The following is a 17,090-nucleotide window of genomic DNA, read 5'->3' on the forward strand; positions in this document are numbered from 1 at the left end:
CGTTTTGGGCACAAACGACTTAATCCCCTCCGTCCCCTTTTTGTGTCATTCGGGGTCGTAGTCTAGGTTGGAGGCCAGCCAGCGCTCGGCCTGGGCGCGGTCCACGCCCTTGCGGCGGGCGTAGTCGCTGACCTGCTCGCGGCTGAGGCGGCCGACCACGAAGTACTGGCTCTGCGGATGGCTGAAGTAATAACCCGAAACGGCCGCCGTAGGCAGCATCGCGAAGCTCTCGGTCAGTTCCATGCCGGCGTTGGCTTCGGCCTGCAGCAGGTCGAACAGGCGGCGCTTCTCGCTGTGCTCCGGGCAGGCGGGGTAACCCGGTGCCGGGCGGATGCCGCTGTACTGCTCGTCGATCAGTGCCTCGTTGTCTAGTGTCTCGGCATGGTCGTAGCCCCAGAAATCGATGCGCACGCGCTGGTGCAGGCGCTCGGCCAGCGCTTCGGCGAAGCGATCGGCGAGGGCCTTCAGCAGGATCGCGTTGTAGTCATCGTGGTCGGCTTCGAAGCGCGCTACGTGCGCGTCGATGCCGATGCCGGCAGTGACGGCGAAGGCGCCGATCCAGTCCTGCTTGCCGCTGTCGGCCGGGGCGATGAAATCGGCCAGGCAGAAATCCGGGCGCTCGGCCGGCTTGTCCACCTGCTGGCGCAGGAAGTGCAGGGTGGTTTCGCCCTGCGGGTGCTGCACGCGCACGTCGTCGCCGATGCTGTTGGCCGGCCACAGGCCGAACACGGCCTTGGCGGTCAGCCATTTCTCATTGACGATGCGCTCAAGCATCGCGCGGGCGTCCCTGTACAGATCGCTGGCCTGGGTGCCGACGATTTCGTCGGTGAGGATGGCCGGGAACTTGCCGGCCAGCTCCCAGGCCTGGAAGAACGGCGTCCAGTCGATGTAGTCGACCAGTTCGGCCAGCGGGTAGTCGTCAAATACGTGCAGGCCGGGCTGGTTCGGTGCCGGCGGCGTGTAGGTGTCCCAGCCGCCCTGGAATTTCTGCCCACGCGCGTGTTCCAGCGAAACCAGGCGCTTGGCATCGCCACGGTTGCGATGGCGCGCGCGGATCTCGGCATAGTCGGCCTCGTTGGCGGCTACGAAGGCCTCGCGCAGGTCACGCGAGATCAGCGACTGGGCCACGCCGACCGCGCGCGAGGCGTCCTTCACCCACACCGTGGGCGCCTTGTAATGTGGGTCGATCTTCAGCGCTGTGTGCGCGCGCGAGGTGGTCGCTCCACCGATCAGCAGCGGCAGGTCGAAGCCCTGGCGCTGCATCTCCCGGGCCACGTGGCTCATCTCTTCCAGTGATGGAGTGATCAGGCCGGACAGGCCGATCAGGTCGGCGTTGTGCTCGCGCGCGGCATCGAGGATCTTCTGCGCCGGCACCATCACGCCAAGGTCGACCACCTCGAAGTTGTTGCAGGCCAGGACTACGCCTACGATGTTCTTGCCGATGTCATGCACATCACCCTTCACCGTGGCCATGATGATCTTGCCGTTGCTCTTGGCGGTGTCGCCACTGCGCGCCTTCTCGGCCTCGATGTAGGGCAGCAGGTAGGCCACGGCCTTCTTCATCACGCGCGCGGATTTCACCACCTGCGGCAGGAACATCTTGCCGGCGCCGAACAGGTCGCCGACCACGTTCATGCCATCCATCAACGGACCTTCGATCACGTCCAGCGGGCGGCTGGACGCCTGCCGGGCCAGTTCGGTGTCTTCTTCCACGAAGGCATCCAGGCCGTGCACCAGCGCGTGCGCCAGGCGCTGCGCCACCGGCTTCTCGCGCCAGGCGAGGTCTTCGGTCTTCGCCGCGCCCTTCTTGCCCTTGTAGCGCTCGGCGATTTCCAGCAGGCGCTCGGTGGCATCGCTGCGGCGGTTGAGGATCACATCCTCCACGCGCTCTCGCAGTTCCGGTTCCAGTTCGTCGTAGATCGGCATGGCGCCGGCGTTGACGATGCCCATGTCCATGCCGGCGGCAATGGCGTGGTACAGGAACACCGAGTGGATGGCCTGGCGCACCGTTTCGTTGCCGCGGAACGAGAACGAGACGTTGGAAACACCGCCGGACACATGGCAGTGCGGCAGCGTCTGCTTGATGATGCGGGTGGCTTCGATGAAGTCCACCGCATAGTTGTCGTGCTCTTCGATGCCGGTGGCGACGGCGAAGATGTTCGGGTCGAAGATGATGTCCTGCGGTGGGAAGCCGATCTCGTCGACCAGGATGCGGTAGGCGCGGGTGCAGATCTCGACCTTGCGTGCGCAGGTGTCAGCCTGGCCGCTTTCGTCGAATGCCATCACCACCGCGGCAGCACCGTAGCGCAGCACCTTGCGCGCGTGTTCGCGGAACAGCGCCTCGCCTTCCTTCAGCGAGATCGAATTGACCACGCTCTTGCCCTGCAGGCACTTCAGGCCGGCCTCGATCACGCTCCACTTGGAGGAGTCGACCATCACCGGAATACGGGCGATGTCCGGCTCGGACATGATCAGGTTGAGGTAGCGGGTCATCGCCGCTTCCGAATCGATCAGGCCCTCGTCCATGTTGACGTCGAGGATCTGCGCGCCGCTGGCCACCTGCTGGCGGGCCACGTCCACCGCTTCTTCGTAGCGGCCTTCCTTGACCAGCTTGCGGAACTGCGCGCTGCCGGTGACGTTGGTGCGCTCGCCGACGTTGATGAACAGAAGGTCCGGAGTGATGACCAGAGGTTCCAGGCCGGACAGGCGGGTAGGGCGGACAGGCGTCATGGCAGGCGTCAGCTCAACAGCAATAGGGCGGGAAGTGCGGAACGGTGGCGGCGACATTCATGCGGCCTGCTCCTGGATACCGGGCAGGGCGCGCGGCGGCAGCCCGGCCACGGCCTCGGCGATTGCGCGGATATGGTCAGGGGTGGAGCCACAGCAGCCACCGACCAGGTTCAACAGGCCATCCTCGGCGAAACCGCGCAGGGTGCTGGCCATGTCCTCGGGCGTCTCGTCATACTCGCCGAAGGCATTGGGCAGGCCTGCGTTGGGGTGCGCGCTGACGTAGCAGTCGGCGACCTGCGCAAGGGTTTCCACGTGCGGGCGCATCGCATCGGCACCCAGTGCGCAGTTCAGGCCGATCGACAATGGGCGCGCATGCGCGAGCGACGCGTGGAAGGCCTCGGCGGTCTGCCCGGACAGCGTGCGTCCCGAGGCATCAGTGATGGTGCCGGAGATCATCACGGGCAACCTTGCGCCGCGTGCATCGAAGGCCTCCTCCAGTGCATACAGCGCGGCCTTGGCATTGAGCGTGTCGAAGATGGTCTCGACCATGATGGTGTCGGCGCCGCCGTCGATCAGGCCGTCAATGGCTTCGCGGTACGTGTCGCGAAGCTCGTCGAAGCTGGTGTTGCGAAAGCCCGGATCGTTGACGTCGGGACTGATCGAGGCGGTGCGGCTGGTCGGGCCGATCACCCCGATCACGAAGCGTGGCTTGCCTGGTGTGGTTGCGGCTACTGTATCGCAGCAGGTGCGTGCCACCGCTGCGCCAGCCTTGTTCAACTCGTACACCAGATGTTCGAGGTGGTAGTCGGCCTGGCTGACCGACGTGGCGTTGAACGTGTTGGTCTCGACCAGATCCGCGCCCGCTTCCAGGTAGGCGGTATGGATGTCGGCGACGATCTGCGGCCGGGTCAGCAGCAGCAGATCGTTGTTGCCCTTCAGGTCATGCCCTTCCTGCACGGCGTGGTCGCAAGCGGGGCCATGCACATGATCGTAGCCGCCGGCGAATCGCTCGCCGCGGTAGTCATCTTCCTGCAGGCCATGGCGCTGGATCATGGTGCCCATCGCGCCGTCGATGATCAGGATCCGCTCGCGCAGGGCGTCGAGCAGGGCGTTGGCACGATCAGGATGCAACCAGGGCAGGGCAGGCATGGCGATCTCGGGCTCAGGGCTTGTTGGCGATCAGTGAAATCACTTCGAAGTGCGGCGGACGCTTTTCGCGGGTGACCGTCTCCAGGCTGGACACCTGCAGGCCGGCCTTGTCGACGAACCTGCGCAGCTCCTTGTCGCTGAAGCCGAGGTTGACGTGGCCGTAGGCCTCCACCGCCGCCTTGTGCTCGTGGCGGGCCAGGCTGCACAGCAGCAGGCGGCCGCCAGGGCGCAGCACGCGTGCGGCTTCGGTCACCGCCTGCGCCGGTTTGCTGGCGTAGGTCAGCGCATGCATCAGCACCACCAGGTCGAAGCTGCCGTCCTTGAACGGCAGCGCATGCATGTCGCCCTCGCGCACTTCCACATTGGGCAGGCGGCGCAGGCGCTCGCTGGCGGCGGCAACCACGCGCGCGCTGGTATCGATGCAGATGTAGCGCTTGGCATGCGGGGCGACGAGTTCGGCCAGCACGCCGTCACCGGAGGCGATATCCAGCACGTCGCCGGTCTCCAGCAGGGGCAGCGCCGTGCGCGCCAGCGCCTCCCAGGTGCGGCCGGGAGAATAGTGGCGCTCCATGTCGCCGGCCACGCTGTCGGCCCAGTTCTGGTCGGAGGCACGGTGGGCCAGCACGGCGGCGACACGTTCAGCGTCCTGCCGCAGCAACGGGTCGTCGCTTCCATTGCTCAAGGCATGCCACAATGCACGCTGCGCCGGGTCCAACTGGGCCTCGTCGAAGCGGTAATAGGCCGACACGCCCGCACGGCGGTCGCGGACCAGGCCGGCTTCCTTCAGGCGCGCCAGGTGGGTGGACACCCGCGGCTGTGCCAGCCGGGTGATCGCCGACAGTTCGGCCACGGTCAGTTCCTCCTGCTCCAGCAGCGCCAGCAGGCGCACGCGGGTGGCATCGGCGAACACCTTTAGGCGGGTCGACCAGTCTTCCAGATCCATAAATATCTACCTATCGCGATATAGAGATATATTCGCTGAGAAGGCCTGCCGCGGTCAAGTCGCTGGCGTACGGAAACTGGCGGGCCCCGGTACAATCGAGGCACCTGGGCGCGCGCTGCGCGGCCCATAACTTCATGTACCCGGGAGGGTGTTGTGGATTTCAGCTTTACTGAAGAGCAGTTGATGCTGCAGGACGTGGCGCGGCGCATCGCGCAGGAAAAGATCGCCCCCAGCGCGGAGCACCATGACCGCACCGGCGAGTTCCCGCTGGACAACATCCGCCTGCTGGGCGAAAACGGCCTGATGGGCATCGAAGTGCCGACCGAATACGGTGGCGCGGGCATGGACCCGGTGGCGTACGTGTTGGCGATGGTGGAGGTCGCCGCCGCCGACGCAGCCCATTCGACCATCATGTCGGTCAACAACTCGCTGTTCTGCAACGGCATCCTCACCCACGGTACCGAGGAACAGAAGCAGACCTACGTGCGTGCCATCGCCGAAGGCGAGGCCATCGGCGCGTTCGCGCTGACCGAGCCGCAGTCCGGTTCGGACGCCACCGCCATGCGTTGCCGCGCAGTGAAGCAGGCCGATGGCACCTTCGTCATCAACGGCAAGAAGAGCTGGATCACCTCCGGCCCGGTGGCCAAGTACATCGTGCTGTTCGCAATGAGCGAGCCGGACAAGGGCGCGCGCGGCATCACCGCCTTCATCATCGATACCGACAAGGCGGGCTTCGGTCGCGGCAAGACGGAGCCGAAGCTCGGCATCCGCGCTTCGGCCACCTGCGAGATCGAGTTCAACGACTACGTGGCGCAGGCTGAAGACGTGCTGGGCCAGGAAGGCGAGGGCTTCAAGATCGCCATGAGCGTGCTCGATGCTGGCCGCATCGGTATCGCCTCGCAGGCCATCGGCATCGCCCGTGCCGCCTATGAAGCGACCCTGGAGTACGTGAAGGAGCGCAAGGCGTTCGGCGCGGCCATCGGTACCTTCCAGATGACCCAGGCCAAGATCGCCGACATGAAGTGCAAGCTGGACGCGGCGCTGCTGCTGACCCTGCGCGCGGCGTGGGTGAAGGGCCAGGGCAAGCGCTTCAGCACGGAAGCAGCGGTGGCCAAGCTGACCGCCTCGGAAGCGGCGATGTGGATCACCCACCAGGCCGTGCAGATTCATGGCGGCATGGGGTATTCGAAGGAAATGCCGCTGGAGCGCTACTTCCGTGATGCCAAGATCACCGAGATCTACGAGGGCACCTCGGAAATCCAGCGCCTGGTGATCGCCCGCAACGAGACCGGGCTGCGCTGAGTTCGACCGGTCGCGCCGCTGCAACGGCGGCGCGGCCAGTAGATCCACGCCATGCGTGGATACACGGTCTTCTTGGCCGAGCGATACCCGATCTGGTCCAATGCAAGCCGGCTTTTACGCGGTCTGCAAAGATGATCTATCGAGGTTGGGGATTCATGACGCTGGTGACGCCGATTGCAGCCATCCTGCTGCTGGCGTACTTCTTTCCGCATGAAGGCTCCAGGGGCAACACGCCGCTGCCCCAGGTTCTGTTGGGTGCAGGCATCGGCGCAGCGGTGAACGTATTGCTGGGTCTGTGGCTCAACCGTGCGCCCCGGCAGAAGGGTATGGCTGCACCTCATCATTTCTTCTTTGTGCCGATGCAATGGGCTGCATTGGCTCTCGTGGTGGTGTGCGTGGTGGTTGCACTGCTGCGCTGAGACGCCGGCTTGGCATGCGCCAACCTTGGTTGGCATGGATCCAACGGCGCCAACCAAGGTTGGCGACTACCGGCTTCATGGCACGAATGAAAAGGCCCCGGATCGCTCCGGGGCCTTTTCGTTTCAACTCACTACCGGATCAACGATCCGGACGATGCGCGGCTTCCGCGTCACGCTGGCGCTCCATGAATTCCTTGGAGGACTCATCCAGCTTGTCACCCAGCATGCGGCGCACGACCACGAAGAACACCGGGATCATCAGCAGGCCGAGCAGGGTGGCGAACAGCATGCCGCCGATCACGCCGGTACCGATGGCGTGGCGGGAATTGGCGCCGGCGCCCGTGGAGATCGCCATCGGGATCACGCCCATGATGAACGCGAACGAGGTCATCAGGATCGGTCGGAAACGCAGGCGTGCCGCCTCGATGGTGGCATCGCGAAGGGTCTTGCCTGCTGCGCGCTGCTCCACCGCGAACTCGACGATCAGGATCGCGTTCTTCGCGGCCAGGCCGATCACGGTGATCAGGCCGATCTTGAAGAACAGATCGTTCGGCAGGCCACGCAGCATCGACAGGCCGAGGGCGCCAAGCACGCCCAGCGGCACCACCAACAGCACCGCCACCGGGATCGACCAGCTTTCATACAACGCGGCCAGGCACAGGAACACCACCACGATCGACAGCACCAGCAGCAGCGTCGCCGCGTTGCCGGCCAGGATTTCCTGGTAGGACATGCCCGACCAGTCGTAGCCGAAGCCAGCCGGCAGATCGTCGTTGACGATGCCTTCCATGGTCTGCATCGCCTCACCCGAGCTGGTGCCCGGTGCCTGCGAGCCGACGATGTTGATCGCCGAGTAGCCGTTGTAGCGGCTCAGCGACGGCGGTGCCGACACCCATTCGGACTTGACCACCGTATTGAGCGGGATCATCGCATTGGTGCCGTCGGCATTCGTGGTCAGGCTGGACGGGCTGTAGAAGCTCTTCAGCGACTCCTGGCCGGTGCGGTACGGACCATCGGCCTGCATGGTCACGCGCTTGATGCGGCCTTCGTAGAAGAAGTCGTTCACGTACACCGGGGCCAGCATCAGCTGGATGGTGCTGTACACGTCCGACACCGACATGCCCATCGACTGCGCCTGCACGCGGTCGACATGCAGCTGCAGCTGCGGGGCGTTTTCCAGGCCGTTCGGGCGTACGCCCACCAGATGGTCGGGCTTCTGCGCAGCCTGGCCAAGCAGGATGTTGCGCGCCTGGGTCAGCTGCTCGTAGCCGGCACCGCTGCGGTCCTGCAGCCACATGTCGAAGCCGCCGAACTGGCCGAGGCCCTGCACGGTGGGCAGGTTGACCACGAAGATCTGCGCCTCCTTGATGCCGTAGAACGCGCCGTTCATGTTCTGGATGAACTCGGGCGCGGTGAACTTGCGTTCCTCCCACGGCTTCAGGCGGATGAAGCCCATGCCCACGTTTTCGCCGGAACCGACGAAGCTGAAACCGGCCACCTGCAGCATGCCTTCATAGCCATCCTGCTTTTCCAGGATGCCACGCATCTGCGCGAACACTTCGTTGGTCTGGCCCTTGGTCGAGCCCGGCGGCAGCTGCACGATCGCCAGCGCATAGCCCTGGTCTTCTTCCGGCAGGAAGCTGCCCGGCATGCGGGTGAACAGGAAGCCGCACAGTGCGGTCAGCACCACGAACAGGATCATCCAGCGCGGTGCATGGCGCACCGCCGAAGTGATGTGCCCCACATAGGTATGGCTGATCTTGTCGTAGTACTTGTTGAAGGTGCGGTAGATGATGTTCGGGTTGTCGTTGTGCGTCGGCTTGAGGAAGGTCGCGCACAGCGCCGGGGTGAAGCCCAGAGCCAGGAACGCCGAGAACGCCATCGAGATGGCGATGGTCAGCGCGAACTGCTTGTAGATCTCACCGGCGGCGCCGCCCTGCAGGGCGGACGGGATGAACACCGCAGCCAGTACGACGGTGATCGCCACCACCGCGCCGGTGATCTGGGTCATCGCCTTCTGCGTGGCCGGCTTCGGCGCCAGGCCTTCCTCGGTCATGATGCGTTCGACGTTCTCGATCACCACGATCGCGTCATCGACCACGATGCCGATCGCCAGCACCATCGCGAACAGGGTCAGCTGGTTGATCGTGAAGCCGATCATCCACATGCCCAGGAAGGTGCCGAGCAGGGCCACCGGGATGACCAGGGTCGGGATCAGGGTGGCGCGGAAGTTCTGCAGGAAGATCAGCATCACCAGGAACACCAGGAACACTGCTTCAAACAGTGTCTTGACCACTTCCTGGATGGAGATCTTGACGAAGGTGGTGCTGTCGTACGGCGAGAACCAGGTCACCCCGGACGGGAAGCTGGGCTGCAGCTCGTCCATCTTGGCGCGCACCGCATCGGCCACGTTCAGGGCGTTGGCGCCCGGCAGCAGCTGGATGGCGAAGGCACCGGTCGGCTTGCCGTTGTACTGGGTGTCGAAACCGTAGTTGTTGGCACCGAAGGCAACGCGGGCGATGTCCTTCATCAGCACCCGCGAACCGTCCGGATTTGCCCGCAGGATGATGTTCTCGAACTCCTGCGGCGAACTGAAGCGGCCTTCAGCCGAGACCGTGGCGGTGAAGTGCTGGCCTTCCGGCGACGGGTCCGAACCCAGCGCACCGGCGGCGAACTGCACGTTCTGCGCGCGCACCGCCGCCAGCACCTGGCTGGCCGACAGGCCATAACCCTGCATCTTCTCCGGGTTGAGCCAGATGTTCATGGCGTACTCGGAACCGAACTGCTGGGTGCTGCCGACGCCGGGAATACGCGAGACCTGGTCGAGCACGCGCGAGCCGACGATGTCGTTCAGGGCGTCACGGTTGATGGCCGGCGTATCGGACTGCAGCGCGATCACCATCAGGAAGCCGGCGTTGGCCTTGGCCACCACCACGCCCTGCTGGGTCACTTCCGAAGGCAGGCGTGGCGTGGCCAGCGAGACCTTGTTCTGCACCTGCACCTGGGCGATGTCCGGATCGGTACCGGTCTCGAAGGTCAGGGTGATCTGCGCACGGCCGTTGGAGGCGGACGAGGAGCTGAAGTACAGCAGGTGATCGATACCGGTCAGCTGCTGCTCGATCACCTGGGTGACCGATTTCTCGGTGGTGTCCGCACTGGCGCCCGGGTAGGTCGCCGAGACGGTGACCTGCGGCGGGGCAATGTTGGGATAGGACTCCACGCCCAGGTTGAGGATCGCGATCACGCCGCTGAGCGAGATCAGGATCGCAACCACCCAGGCGAAGACTGGATGTTCGATGAAAAATTTAGGCATGACGGAAGGTTCCCGTTACTGCTTGTTCGAATCGTTGGCGGCCGGCTTGGCCGCATCGGCCTGCTCGGGCTTGGCCGCGTCGGCCGGTGCCTTGCCTGCGGCCGGTGCTGCGCCCGCCGGAGCGGCGCCGCCTGCGGCAGGCTTGCCGTTGGCGTCCTGCCCCGGGGTCCACGGCTTGGCCACCGCCGGTGCACCTTCCTTGACCTTCTGCACGCCGGCCACGATCACCTTGTCACCGGCGGCCAGGCCGTCGCTGACCAGCCAGTTGCCGTTCTGCGCGCCATCGGTCTTCACGTTCTTGCGCACCACCTTGCCGTCGGCACCGACCACCATCACGTAGCCGCCGGTGGTGTCGCGCAGCAGCGCCTGCTGCGGCACCAGGTAGGCGTTGTTGCGCTCGCCGAGGTTGGCCTGGAAGCTGACGAAGGCGCCGGGCAGCAGGATCTGCTGCGGGTTCGGCAGCAGCGCACGCAGCGACACCGCGCCGGTGGCCGGGTCGACCGTGGTCGAAGAGAAGTCCAGCGTGCCCGGCTCGCTGTAGGTGCTGCCGTCGGCCAGCTTGACGTTGACCGTGGCCTTGCCGTCACCGGACAGCGCCAGCGCACCCTTGGCCTGCTGCGCGCGCAGCTGGGTCAACTCGTCCACGCTCAGCGAGAAGTTCACGTACAGCGGGTCGAGCTGGTCGACGGTGGTCAGCAGGGTCACATCGCCCTGGCCGACCAGCGCGCCTTCGGTGACCTGCTGCTTGTTGGCCACACCGCTGATCGGCGCGGTCACTTCGGTATAACCCAGGCTGATGCGCGAAGAGGTCACCGCCGCTTCGGCCTGCTTGACCGCGGCCAGCGCGGTGCGCTCGGCCGATTCGGCGTTGTCCAGGTCGGACTTGGAGACGAACTGCTGCGGCGCCAGCGAACGCGCGCGGTCGGCGGCGACCTTGGCGTTGGCGTAGGTCGCGCGGGCCGAGGCCAGCTGGGCCTCGGAGGCATTGAGCGAAGCACGCAGCGGCGCCGGGTCGATCAGGAACAGGGGCTGGCCCTGCTTGACCTGCGAGCCTTCCTGGTAGACGCGCTTGAGCAGTACGCCCGGAACGCGCGCACGCACGTCGGCGCTGCGGAACGGCGACAGGCGGCCGACCAGCTCACGCTGCAGCGGCAGGGTCTGCGGCTTGGCGTCGATCACGCCCACCTCCGGCGGCGGGGGCGTCTGCTGTTCCGGCTTCTTGCAGGCAGCCAGCGCGACAGCAACGGCGCACGTCAAGGCAAGGGTGCGGAGTGGGGCGGTCATCAGGAGGAACTCCGGGGTTGGTTTGAAGACGGGGCCGCCGACGGCTGAGGCGCGAAGGCGCGCAGGAAGCTGTCGACGGAGAACTCTGCCCAGCGCCGACGCAGCTGCGCGTCATCACGATGGGGGGTATGGAAACGCTGTTTGTCGAAATCCTGACCGGCGATCATGCTCAGCAGCAGTTCGGCCATGAAGTGCGAGTCGTCATGCCGGAGCTGGCCACGCATGCAAACGGTTTCAATCCATTCAGCAAGATGAAGCGTCAGCGCGCCGGCGCCATGCCGGTACAGCGTACGCGCCTCTTCGGGAAACTGGGCCGCGTCGGCGGCGATCAGCCGACAGGCCTGCCCTACGTGCGGTTGGTTGAAATGCTCCAGGAAGTCGGTGGCGAACTGGAGCAGGCTGGCACGCAGGTCGTCAGTGCGGAGTGCACGAACCATGGCTCCGGTAGCGTGGCCGACATGGCGCTGCATCACCCGGCGCAGCAGTTCCTGCTTGTTGCCGTAGCGCGAGTACAGGGTCTGCTTGGAGCAGCCGGCATGCTGGGCCACCGCGTCCATGCTCATCTGCATGCCCTGCTGGGCCAACAGCTCGCGCACGGCATCGAACACGCGCTCATCGCGTGCGTCGAGGGCAACGGGGAGGTAGGCCGGGTTCACGCGGTGGACTATACCGTCCAGTTCAGGATTGTGGAATCGAATCGGCGTCGCCGCGTGTGTCTTCCGGTAACACGCTTTGCCGATCCTGTCGGCAGTGCTGAAGCGCGCACCAGCACCATACCGGTGCGAACTGAATAGGCGTCTAAACCGCAGCAAACCCGAATCTGGTTATTCCGTCCTGCAGCAAGGCCTTTTCGTGCGGTAGGGCTACAATTTCATTTTCCCAACTGAGCAAGCGCATCGCTCTGCCATGAAACCGCAAAAAACCGCAGCCAAGACCGTGAAAAACAAGACCAAACCAGCAGAGTCGGAGGTCGCAGTGACCGCTGGTTTCTCCCTGGAGCCGGTGTACACGGCATTGCGCAAGCGTTACCCCGCGGCCCCACAGGCCGAAGCGGTGGCCTTCGCCACTGACTTCTACAAGCGCATGGAGTCGGACGAGTTCCCGCACCACAGCGCTGAAGAGTGGGCCGCTCTCGCGGCTGAGACGCTGGAATTCGCCCGTGCCCGCAAGGCCGGCAAGGCCAACGTCCGCGTGTTCAATCCGACCGCGAAGGCCAACGGTTGGGAATCGCCGCACACCGTGCTGCAGATCGTCAACGACGACATGCCGTTCCTGGTCGACACCGTCACCATGTCGCTGGCCGAACAGGGCGTGGGCGTCCACGTGCTGGGCCACCCGGTGCTGCGCTTCACCCGCGACAAGGCCGGCAAGCTGGTCAAGGTCGGCGAGGGTGATGCCGAGTCGGTGATGCTGCTGGAGATCGACCGCCAGCCGGCCGAAGCCATGGCGGCCATCGAGCAGGCCATCAGCAAGGCGCTGGACGAAGTGCGTGCGATCGTGCGCGACTGGCAGCCGATGAAGGACAAGGCGCTGGCGCTGGCCGACGACCTGGGCAGCCGCCAGCTGCCGGTCGACGACGCGTCGCGCAAGGAAGCACAGGAATTCCTGCGCTGGGCCGCCGACAACCACTTCACCTTCTTCGGCTACCGCGAGTACCGCGTCGAGAAGCAGGGCAAGGAAGAGGTGCTGGCGCCGCTGAACGACACCGGCCTGGGCCTGATGCGCGGCAAGGACAAGTCCGCCGCACGTCCGGTCAAGACCCTGGCCGCGCAGGGCCTGAACACCACGTCCGGGCTGAAGGACGCGCTGATCCTGACCAAGACCAATGCCCGTTCGCGCGTGCACCGCGCCGGCTACATGGACTACATCGGCGTGCTGGAATTCGACGCCAAGGGCAAGATCATCGGCGAGCAGCGCTTCCTCGGCCTGTTCACCTCCAGCGCCTACAACCGTCGCCCGTGGGAAATCCCGCTGGTGCGCCAGCGCCACGAGCACGTGATGAAGCAGTCGGGCCTGGCCTCGGCCAGCCACAGCGGCAAGGCCCTGCGCCACATCCTGGAAACCCTGCCGCGCGAAGAACTGTTCCAGTCCAGCGAGGACGAACTGTTCCGCACTGCCATGGGCGTGCTGGGCCTGCAGGAGCGCGTGCGCAGCCGCCTGTTCCTGCGCCGCGACAAGTACAGCCGTTTCATCTCCGCGCTGGTCTACCTGCCGCGTGAGCGCTTCAACACCGACGTGCGCCTGCGCATCGAAGCGATGCTGAAGGACGCGCTGCACGGCGAGTACGTGGACAGCTCGGTGGTGCTGGGCGAATCGCCGCTGGCCCAGGTGCACCTGATCGTGCGCCCGAAGCCGGGCGAAATGCTGGACGTCGATACCGCCGAACTGGAGCAGAAGCTGGCCCAGGTGCTGCGCAACTGGCAGGACGACCTGCGCGAAGCGCTGGTGACCCGCCATGGCGAAACCGAAGGCCTGCGCATCGCTGCCCGCATCGGCAGGGCACTGCCGGCCGGCTACATCGAAGACAACAGCACCGCCGTTGCCGCCAACGATGTCAGCCAGCTCGATGCCCTGACCGGCCCGGACGACCTGCGCCTGAGCCTGCAGGCGGTGCCGCGTGAATCTGGTGATGGCCTGCGCCTGAAGCTGTATCGCCAGCTGGATGACATCCCGCTGTCGGACGCGCTGCCGATGATGGAAAACATGGGCCTGCGCGTGATCGCCGAGCGTCCGTACCGCCTGTCGGTCGACAACGCGCCGGTGTATGTGCAGGACTTCGAGGTCGAGTCGACCGCCGGCGCGATCGATGCCGCCAGCGTCGATGAAGCCTTCGGCGAGACCTTCGCCCGCGTCTGGCACGGCGATGCCGAGAACGACGGCTTCAACCGCCTGGTACTGGCCGCTGGCCTGCACTGGCGCCAGGTCGCCATGCTGCGTGGCTACTGCAAGTACCTGCTGCAGACCGGTGTGCCATTCTCGCAGGCCTACGTGGAAGGCACCTTCGCGCGCTACCCGCTGCTGGCCCGCCTGCTGGTCGAGCTGTTCGAAGCACGCTTCGATCCGGCTACCGGCCAGGAGAGCAAGGACGATATCGCCGCCGGCCAGGCCCAGCTGAAGGCCCACTTCGATGTGCTGGCTGCTGGCGACGACGCCACCCTGAAGGTGCTCAAGACCGTGGTCGACGCCCGCAAGGGTGACCGCGACGCGCAGATGCAGGCCGCGCGCGATGCGCTGCTGAAGCTGATGGACCGCGTGTCCAGCCTGGACGAGGACCGCATCCTGCGCTCGTTCATGGGCGTGATCGACGCGACCCTGCGTACCAGCTACTACCAGACCGATGCCAACGGCCAGCACGGCCATGTCATCAGCTTCAAGTTCGATTCGGCGCTGGTGCCGGACCTGCCGAAGCCGCGCCCGTACCGCGAAATCTTCGTCTACGGCCCGCGCGTGGAAGGTACCCACCTGCGCTTCGGCGCGGTCGCCCGTGGTGGCCTGCGCTGGTCGGATCGTCGCGAAGACTTCCGTACCGAAGTGCTGGGCCTGGTCAAGGCGCAGATGGTCAAGAACACCGTCATCGTGCCGGTCGGCGCGAAGGGCGGCTTCTTCGCCAAGACCCCGCCGGTGAACGGCGACCGCGACGCGATCTTCGCCAACGGCGTGGCCTGCTACAAGCTGTTCATCCAGGGCCTGCTGGACATCACCGACAACATCGTCAACAACAAGATCGTGCCGCCGGTGGATGTCGTGCGACACGACATGGACGATCCGTACCTGGTGGTGGCTGCCGACAAGGGCACCGCGACCTTCTCCGACATTGCCAACGGCCTGGCCATCGCGCACGGCTTCTGGATGGGCGATGCGTTCGCCTCTGGTGGTTCGGTGGGTTACGACCACAAGGGCATGGGCATCACCGCACGCGGTGCGTGGGAGTCGGTCAAGCGCCACTTCCGTGCGCTGGGCCGTGACAGCCAGAGCCAGGACTTCACCGCGGTCGGCGTCGGCGACATGTCCGGCGACGTGTTCGGCAACGGCATGCTGCTGTCGCGCCACATCCGCCTGGTCGCTGCGTTCGATCACCGCCACATCTTCCTGGACCCGAACCCGGATGCAGCCACCACGTTCGTCGAACGTGAGCGCCTGTTCACCGTGCCGCGTTCGAGCTGGGCGGACTACGATGCCAAGCTGATCAGCAAGGGCGGCGGCGTGTACCCGCGCAGCCTGAAGTCGATCGAGATCACCCCGCAGGTGCGTGAAGTGCTGGGCCTGGACGAGAACGTCAAGGCGCTGTCGCCGAACGACCTGATGAGCGCGATCCTGAAGGCACCGGTCGACCTGCTGTGGAACGGCGGCATCGGTACCTACGTCAAGGCCGCCAGCGAGCAGCACAGCGATGTCGGCGACCGCGCCAACAACGCGCTGCGCGTGAACGGTGGCGAGCTGCGCTGCAAGGTGGTGGGCGAGGGCGGCAACCTGGGCATGACCCAGCTGGGCCGCATCGAAGCCGCCCAGGCCGGCGTGCTGCTCAACACCGACTTCATCGACAACTCGGCCGGTGTCGACACCTCCGACCACGAAGTCAACATCAAGATCCTGCTCAACGATGTGGTGCGGGCCAAGAAGCTGACCGTCGAGCAGCGCAACAAGCTGCTGGCTTCGATGACCGATGAAGTCGCCGAGCTGGTGCTCAACGACAACTACCGCCAGAACCAGGCGCTGAGCCTGATGGAGCGGATGGCGGTCAAGCGCCTGGGTTCCAAGCAGCACTTCATCCGTACCCTGGAGCAGCAGGGCCTGCTTGATCGCCAGATCGAGTTCCTGCCGTCCGATGCCGAGCTGTCGCAGCGCAAGGCACGCGGCCAGGGCCTGACCCGTCCGGAGCTGTCGGTGCTGCTGTCCTACTCCAAGCTGGTGGCGTTCGCCCAGCTGCTGGATTCGGACATTCCGGAAGATCCGTACCTGTCCAAGGAGCTGCAGCGCTACTTCCCGACCCCGCTGCAGAAGAAGTACGCCGACGCAATGGAGCGTCACCGCCTGAAGCGCGAAATCATCGCCACGGCCGTGACCAACCAGACCATCAACCGCATGGGCGCCACCTTCCTGATGCGCATGCAGGAAGATACCGGCCGTTCCATCGCCGAGGTCGCCAAGGCCTACACCATCAGCCGTGAAACGCTGGATGCACGCGCGCTGTGGGCGCAGATCGATGCCCTCGACGGCAAGGTGCCGGAGTCGGTGCAGATCGACGCACTGGAAGTGATCTGGAAGCTGCAGCGCTCGTTCGTGCGCTGGCTGCTGTCGCGCCCGGGCGCGATGCCGGGCATCACCGAAGCGGTCAACCGCTACCAGGGTCCGTTCAACGACATCCGCGTTGCCTCGGGTGTGCTGCCGGATTCGCAGCGTCCGACCTATGAAGCCCTGGTGGCCGAGTGGAAGGAAAAGGGCCTGCCGTCCGCGTTGGCGCAGCAGCTGGCCGAACTGCACTTCCTGGAGCCGGCGTTCGACATCATCGAACTGGCCCGTACCCGCAAGCTGAAGCCGGTGGACGTGTCCAAGGTCCACTTCCGCCTGGGCGATGCCCTGCAGCTGCCGTGGCTGTTCGAGCAGGTCGATGCGCTGGAGGTCAACGGCCGTTGGCACGCCGTGGCACGTGGCGTGCTGCGCGACGAGCTGGCCGCCAACCACCGCAACCTGGCGGGCCAGGTGCTGGGCACCAAGGGTGGTAGTGCCGAAGCCAAGGTTGCCGCATGGATGGGCCGCGATGACAACAGCCTGCGCTTCACCCTGGCGATGCTGGCCGAACTGGCCGAGCAGAAGACCCTGGACTACCCGACCGTCTCGGTCGCGGTGCAGCGCCTGGGCCAGCTGGCCGCGCATGGTGCGTAAGCGCATTCGCGCTGACGCCCCACGGTTTGCTCTGCAAACCGTGGGCCCCATGCCAACCATGCTCCCA

9 protein-coding genes are annotated in these 17,090 nt (G+C 65.5%); 3 read left to right on the plus strand and 6 right to left on the minus strand.

The window, feature by feature from the left end; all coding sequences use genetic code 11:
• Positions 1-45: 45 nt before the first annotated feature.
• From metH to R1L06_RS13140, 3 genes are read right to left on the minus strand one after another with little or no spacing between them, the layout of a single operon-like run.
• Positions 46-2,730, minus strand: a complete 2,685-nt coding sequence (gene metH / locus R1L06_RS13130; protein ID WP_317217909.1) for a methionine synthase — start codon at positions 2,728-2,730, stop codon at positions 46-48.
• 57 nt (positions 2,731-2,787) lie between these two features.
• On the minus strand, positions 2,788-3,879 hold the full coding sequence (locus tag R1L06_RS13135; protein WP_317217910.1) for a homocysteine S-methyltransferase family protein: 1,092 nt from the start codon (positions 3,877-3,879) through the stop codon (positions 2,788-2,790).
• Positions 3,880-3,892: 13 nt separating this feature from the next.
• Complete coding sequence (locus R1L06_RS13140; protein ID WP_010480432.1) at positions 3,893-4,822, minus strand: ArsR/SmtB family transcription factor; 930 nt, start codon at positions 4,820-4,822, stop codon at positions 3,893-3,895.
• Positions 4,823-4,975: 153 nt separating this feature from the next.
• On the opposite strand from R1L06_RS13140, the gene R1L06_RS13145 reads away from it, so the two are divergent.
• Entirely contained in the window at positions 4,976-6,124 is a 1,149-nt protein-coding gene (locus R1L06_RS13145) for an acyl-CoA dehydrogenase family protein (RefSeq protein ID WP_049422068.1), read from the plus strand.
• A gap of 155 nt (positions 6,125-6,279) precedes the next feature.
• The gene (locus R1L06_RS13150; protein WP_080355173.1) at positions 6,280-6,543 is read left to right on the plus strand and encodes a hypothetical protein; all 264 of its coding nucleotides are present in this window, start codon (positions 6,280-6,282) and stop codon (positions 6,541-6,543) included.
• Between the two features lie 139 nt (positions 6,544-6,682).
• Here R1L06_RS13150 and R1L06_RS13155 read toward each other — a convergent pair whose 3' ends face one another.
• Genes R1L06_RS13155 through R1L06_RS13165 form a run of 3 tightly spaced genes read right to left on the minus strand, consistent with a single transcriptional unit; the run spans position 6,683 to position 11,796 of the window.
• Positions 6,683-9,856, minus strand: a complete 3,174-nt coding sequence (locus tag R1L06_RS13155) for a multidrug efflux RND transporter permease subunit (protein ID WP_049400218.1) — start codon at positions 9,854-9,856, stop codon at positions 6,683-6,685.
• 15 nt (positions 9,857-9,871) lie between these two features.
• Positions 9,872-11,140, minus strand: coding sequence for an efflux RND transporter periplasmic adaptor subunit (locus R1L06_RS13160; protein WP_032127668.1), 1,269 nt, complete (start codon positions 11,138-11,140; stop codon positions 9,872-9,874).
• Complete coding sequence (locus R1L06_RS13165) at positions 11,140-11,796, minus strand: TetR/AcrR family transcriptional regulator (RefSeq protein WP_317217924.1); 657 nt, start codon at positions 11,794-11,796, stop codon at positions 11,140-11,142. The genes R1L06_RS13160 and R1L06_RS13165 overlap by 1 nt, the downstream gene beginning before the upstream one ends.
• Positions 11,797-12,046: 250 nt before the next feature.
• Here R1L06_RS13165 and R1L06_RS13170 point away from each other — a divergent pair, with 250 nt between their 5' ends.
• Entirely contained in the window at positions 12,047-17,023 is a 4,977-nt protein-coding gene (locus tag R1L06_RS13170; RefSeq protein WP_317217911.1) for an NAD-glutamate dehydrogenase, read from the plus strand.
• Positions 17,024-17,090 lie beyond the last annotated feature (67 nt).

The organism is Stenotrophomonas mexicanensis, assembly GCF_032911605.1.
Lineage (GTDB): Bacteria > Pseudomonadota > Gammaproteobacteria > Xanthomonadales > Xanthomonadaceae > Stenotrophomonas > Stenotrophomonas maltophilia_A.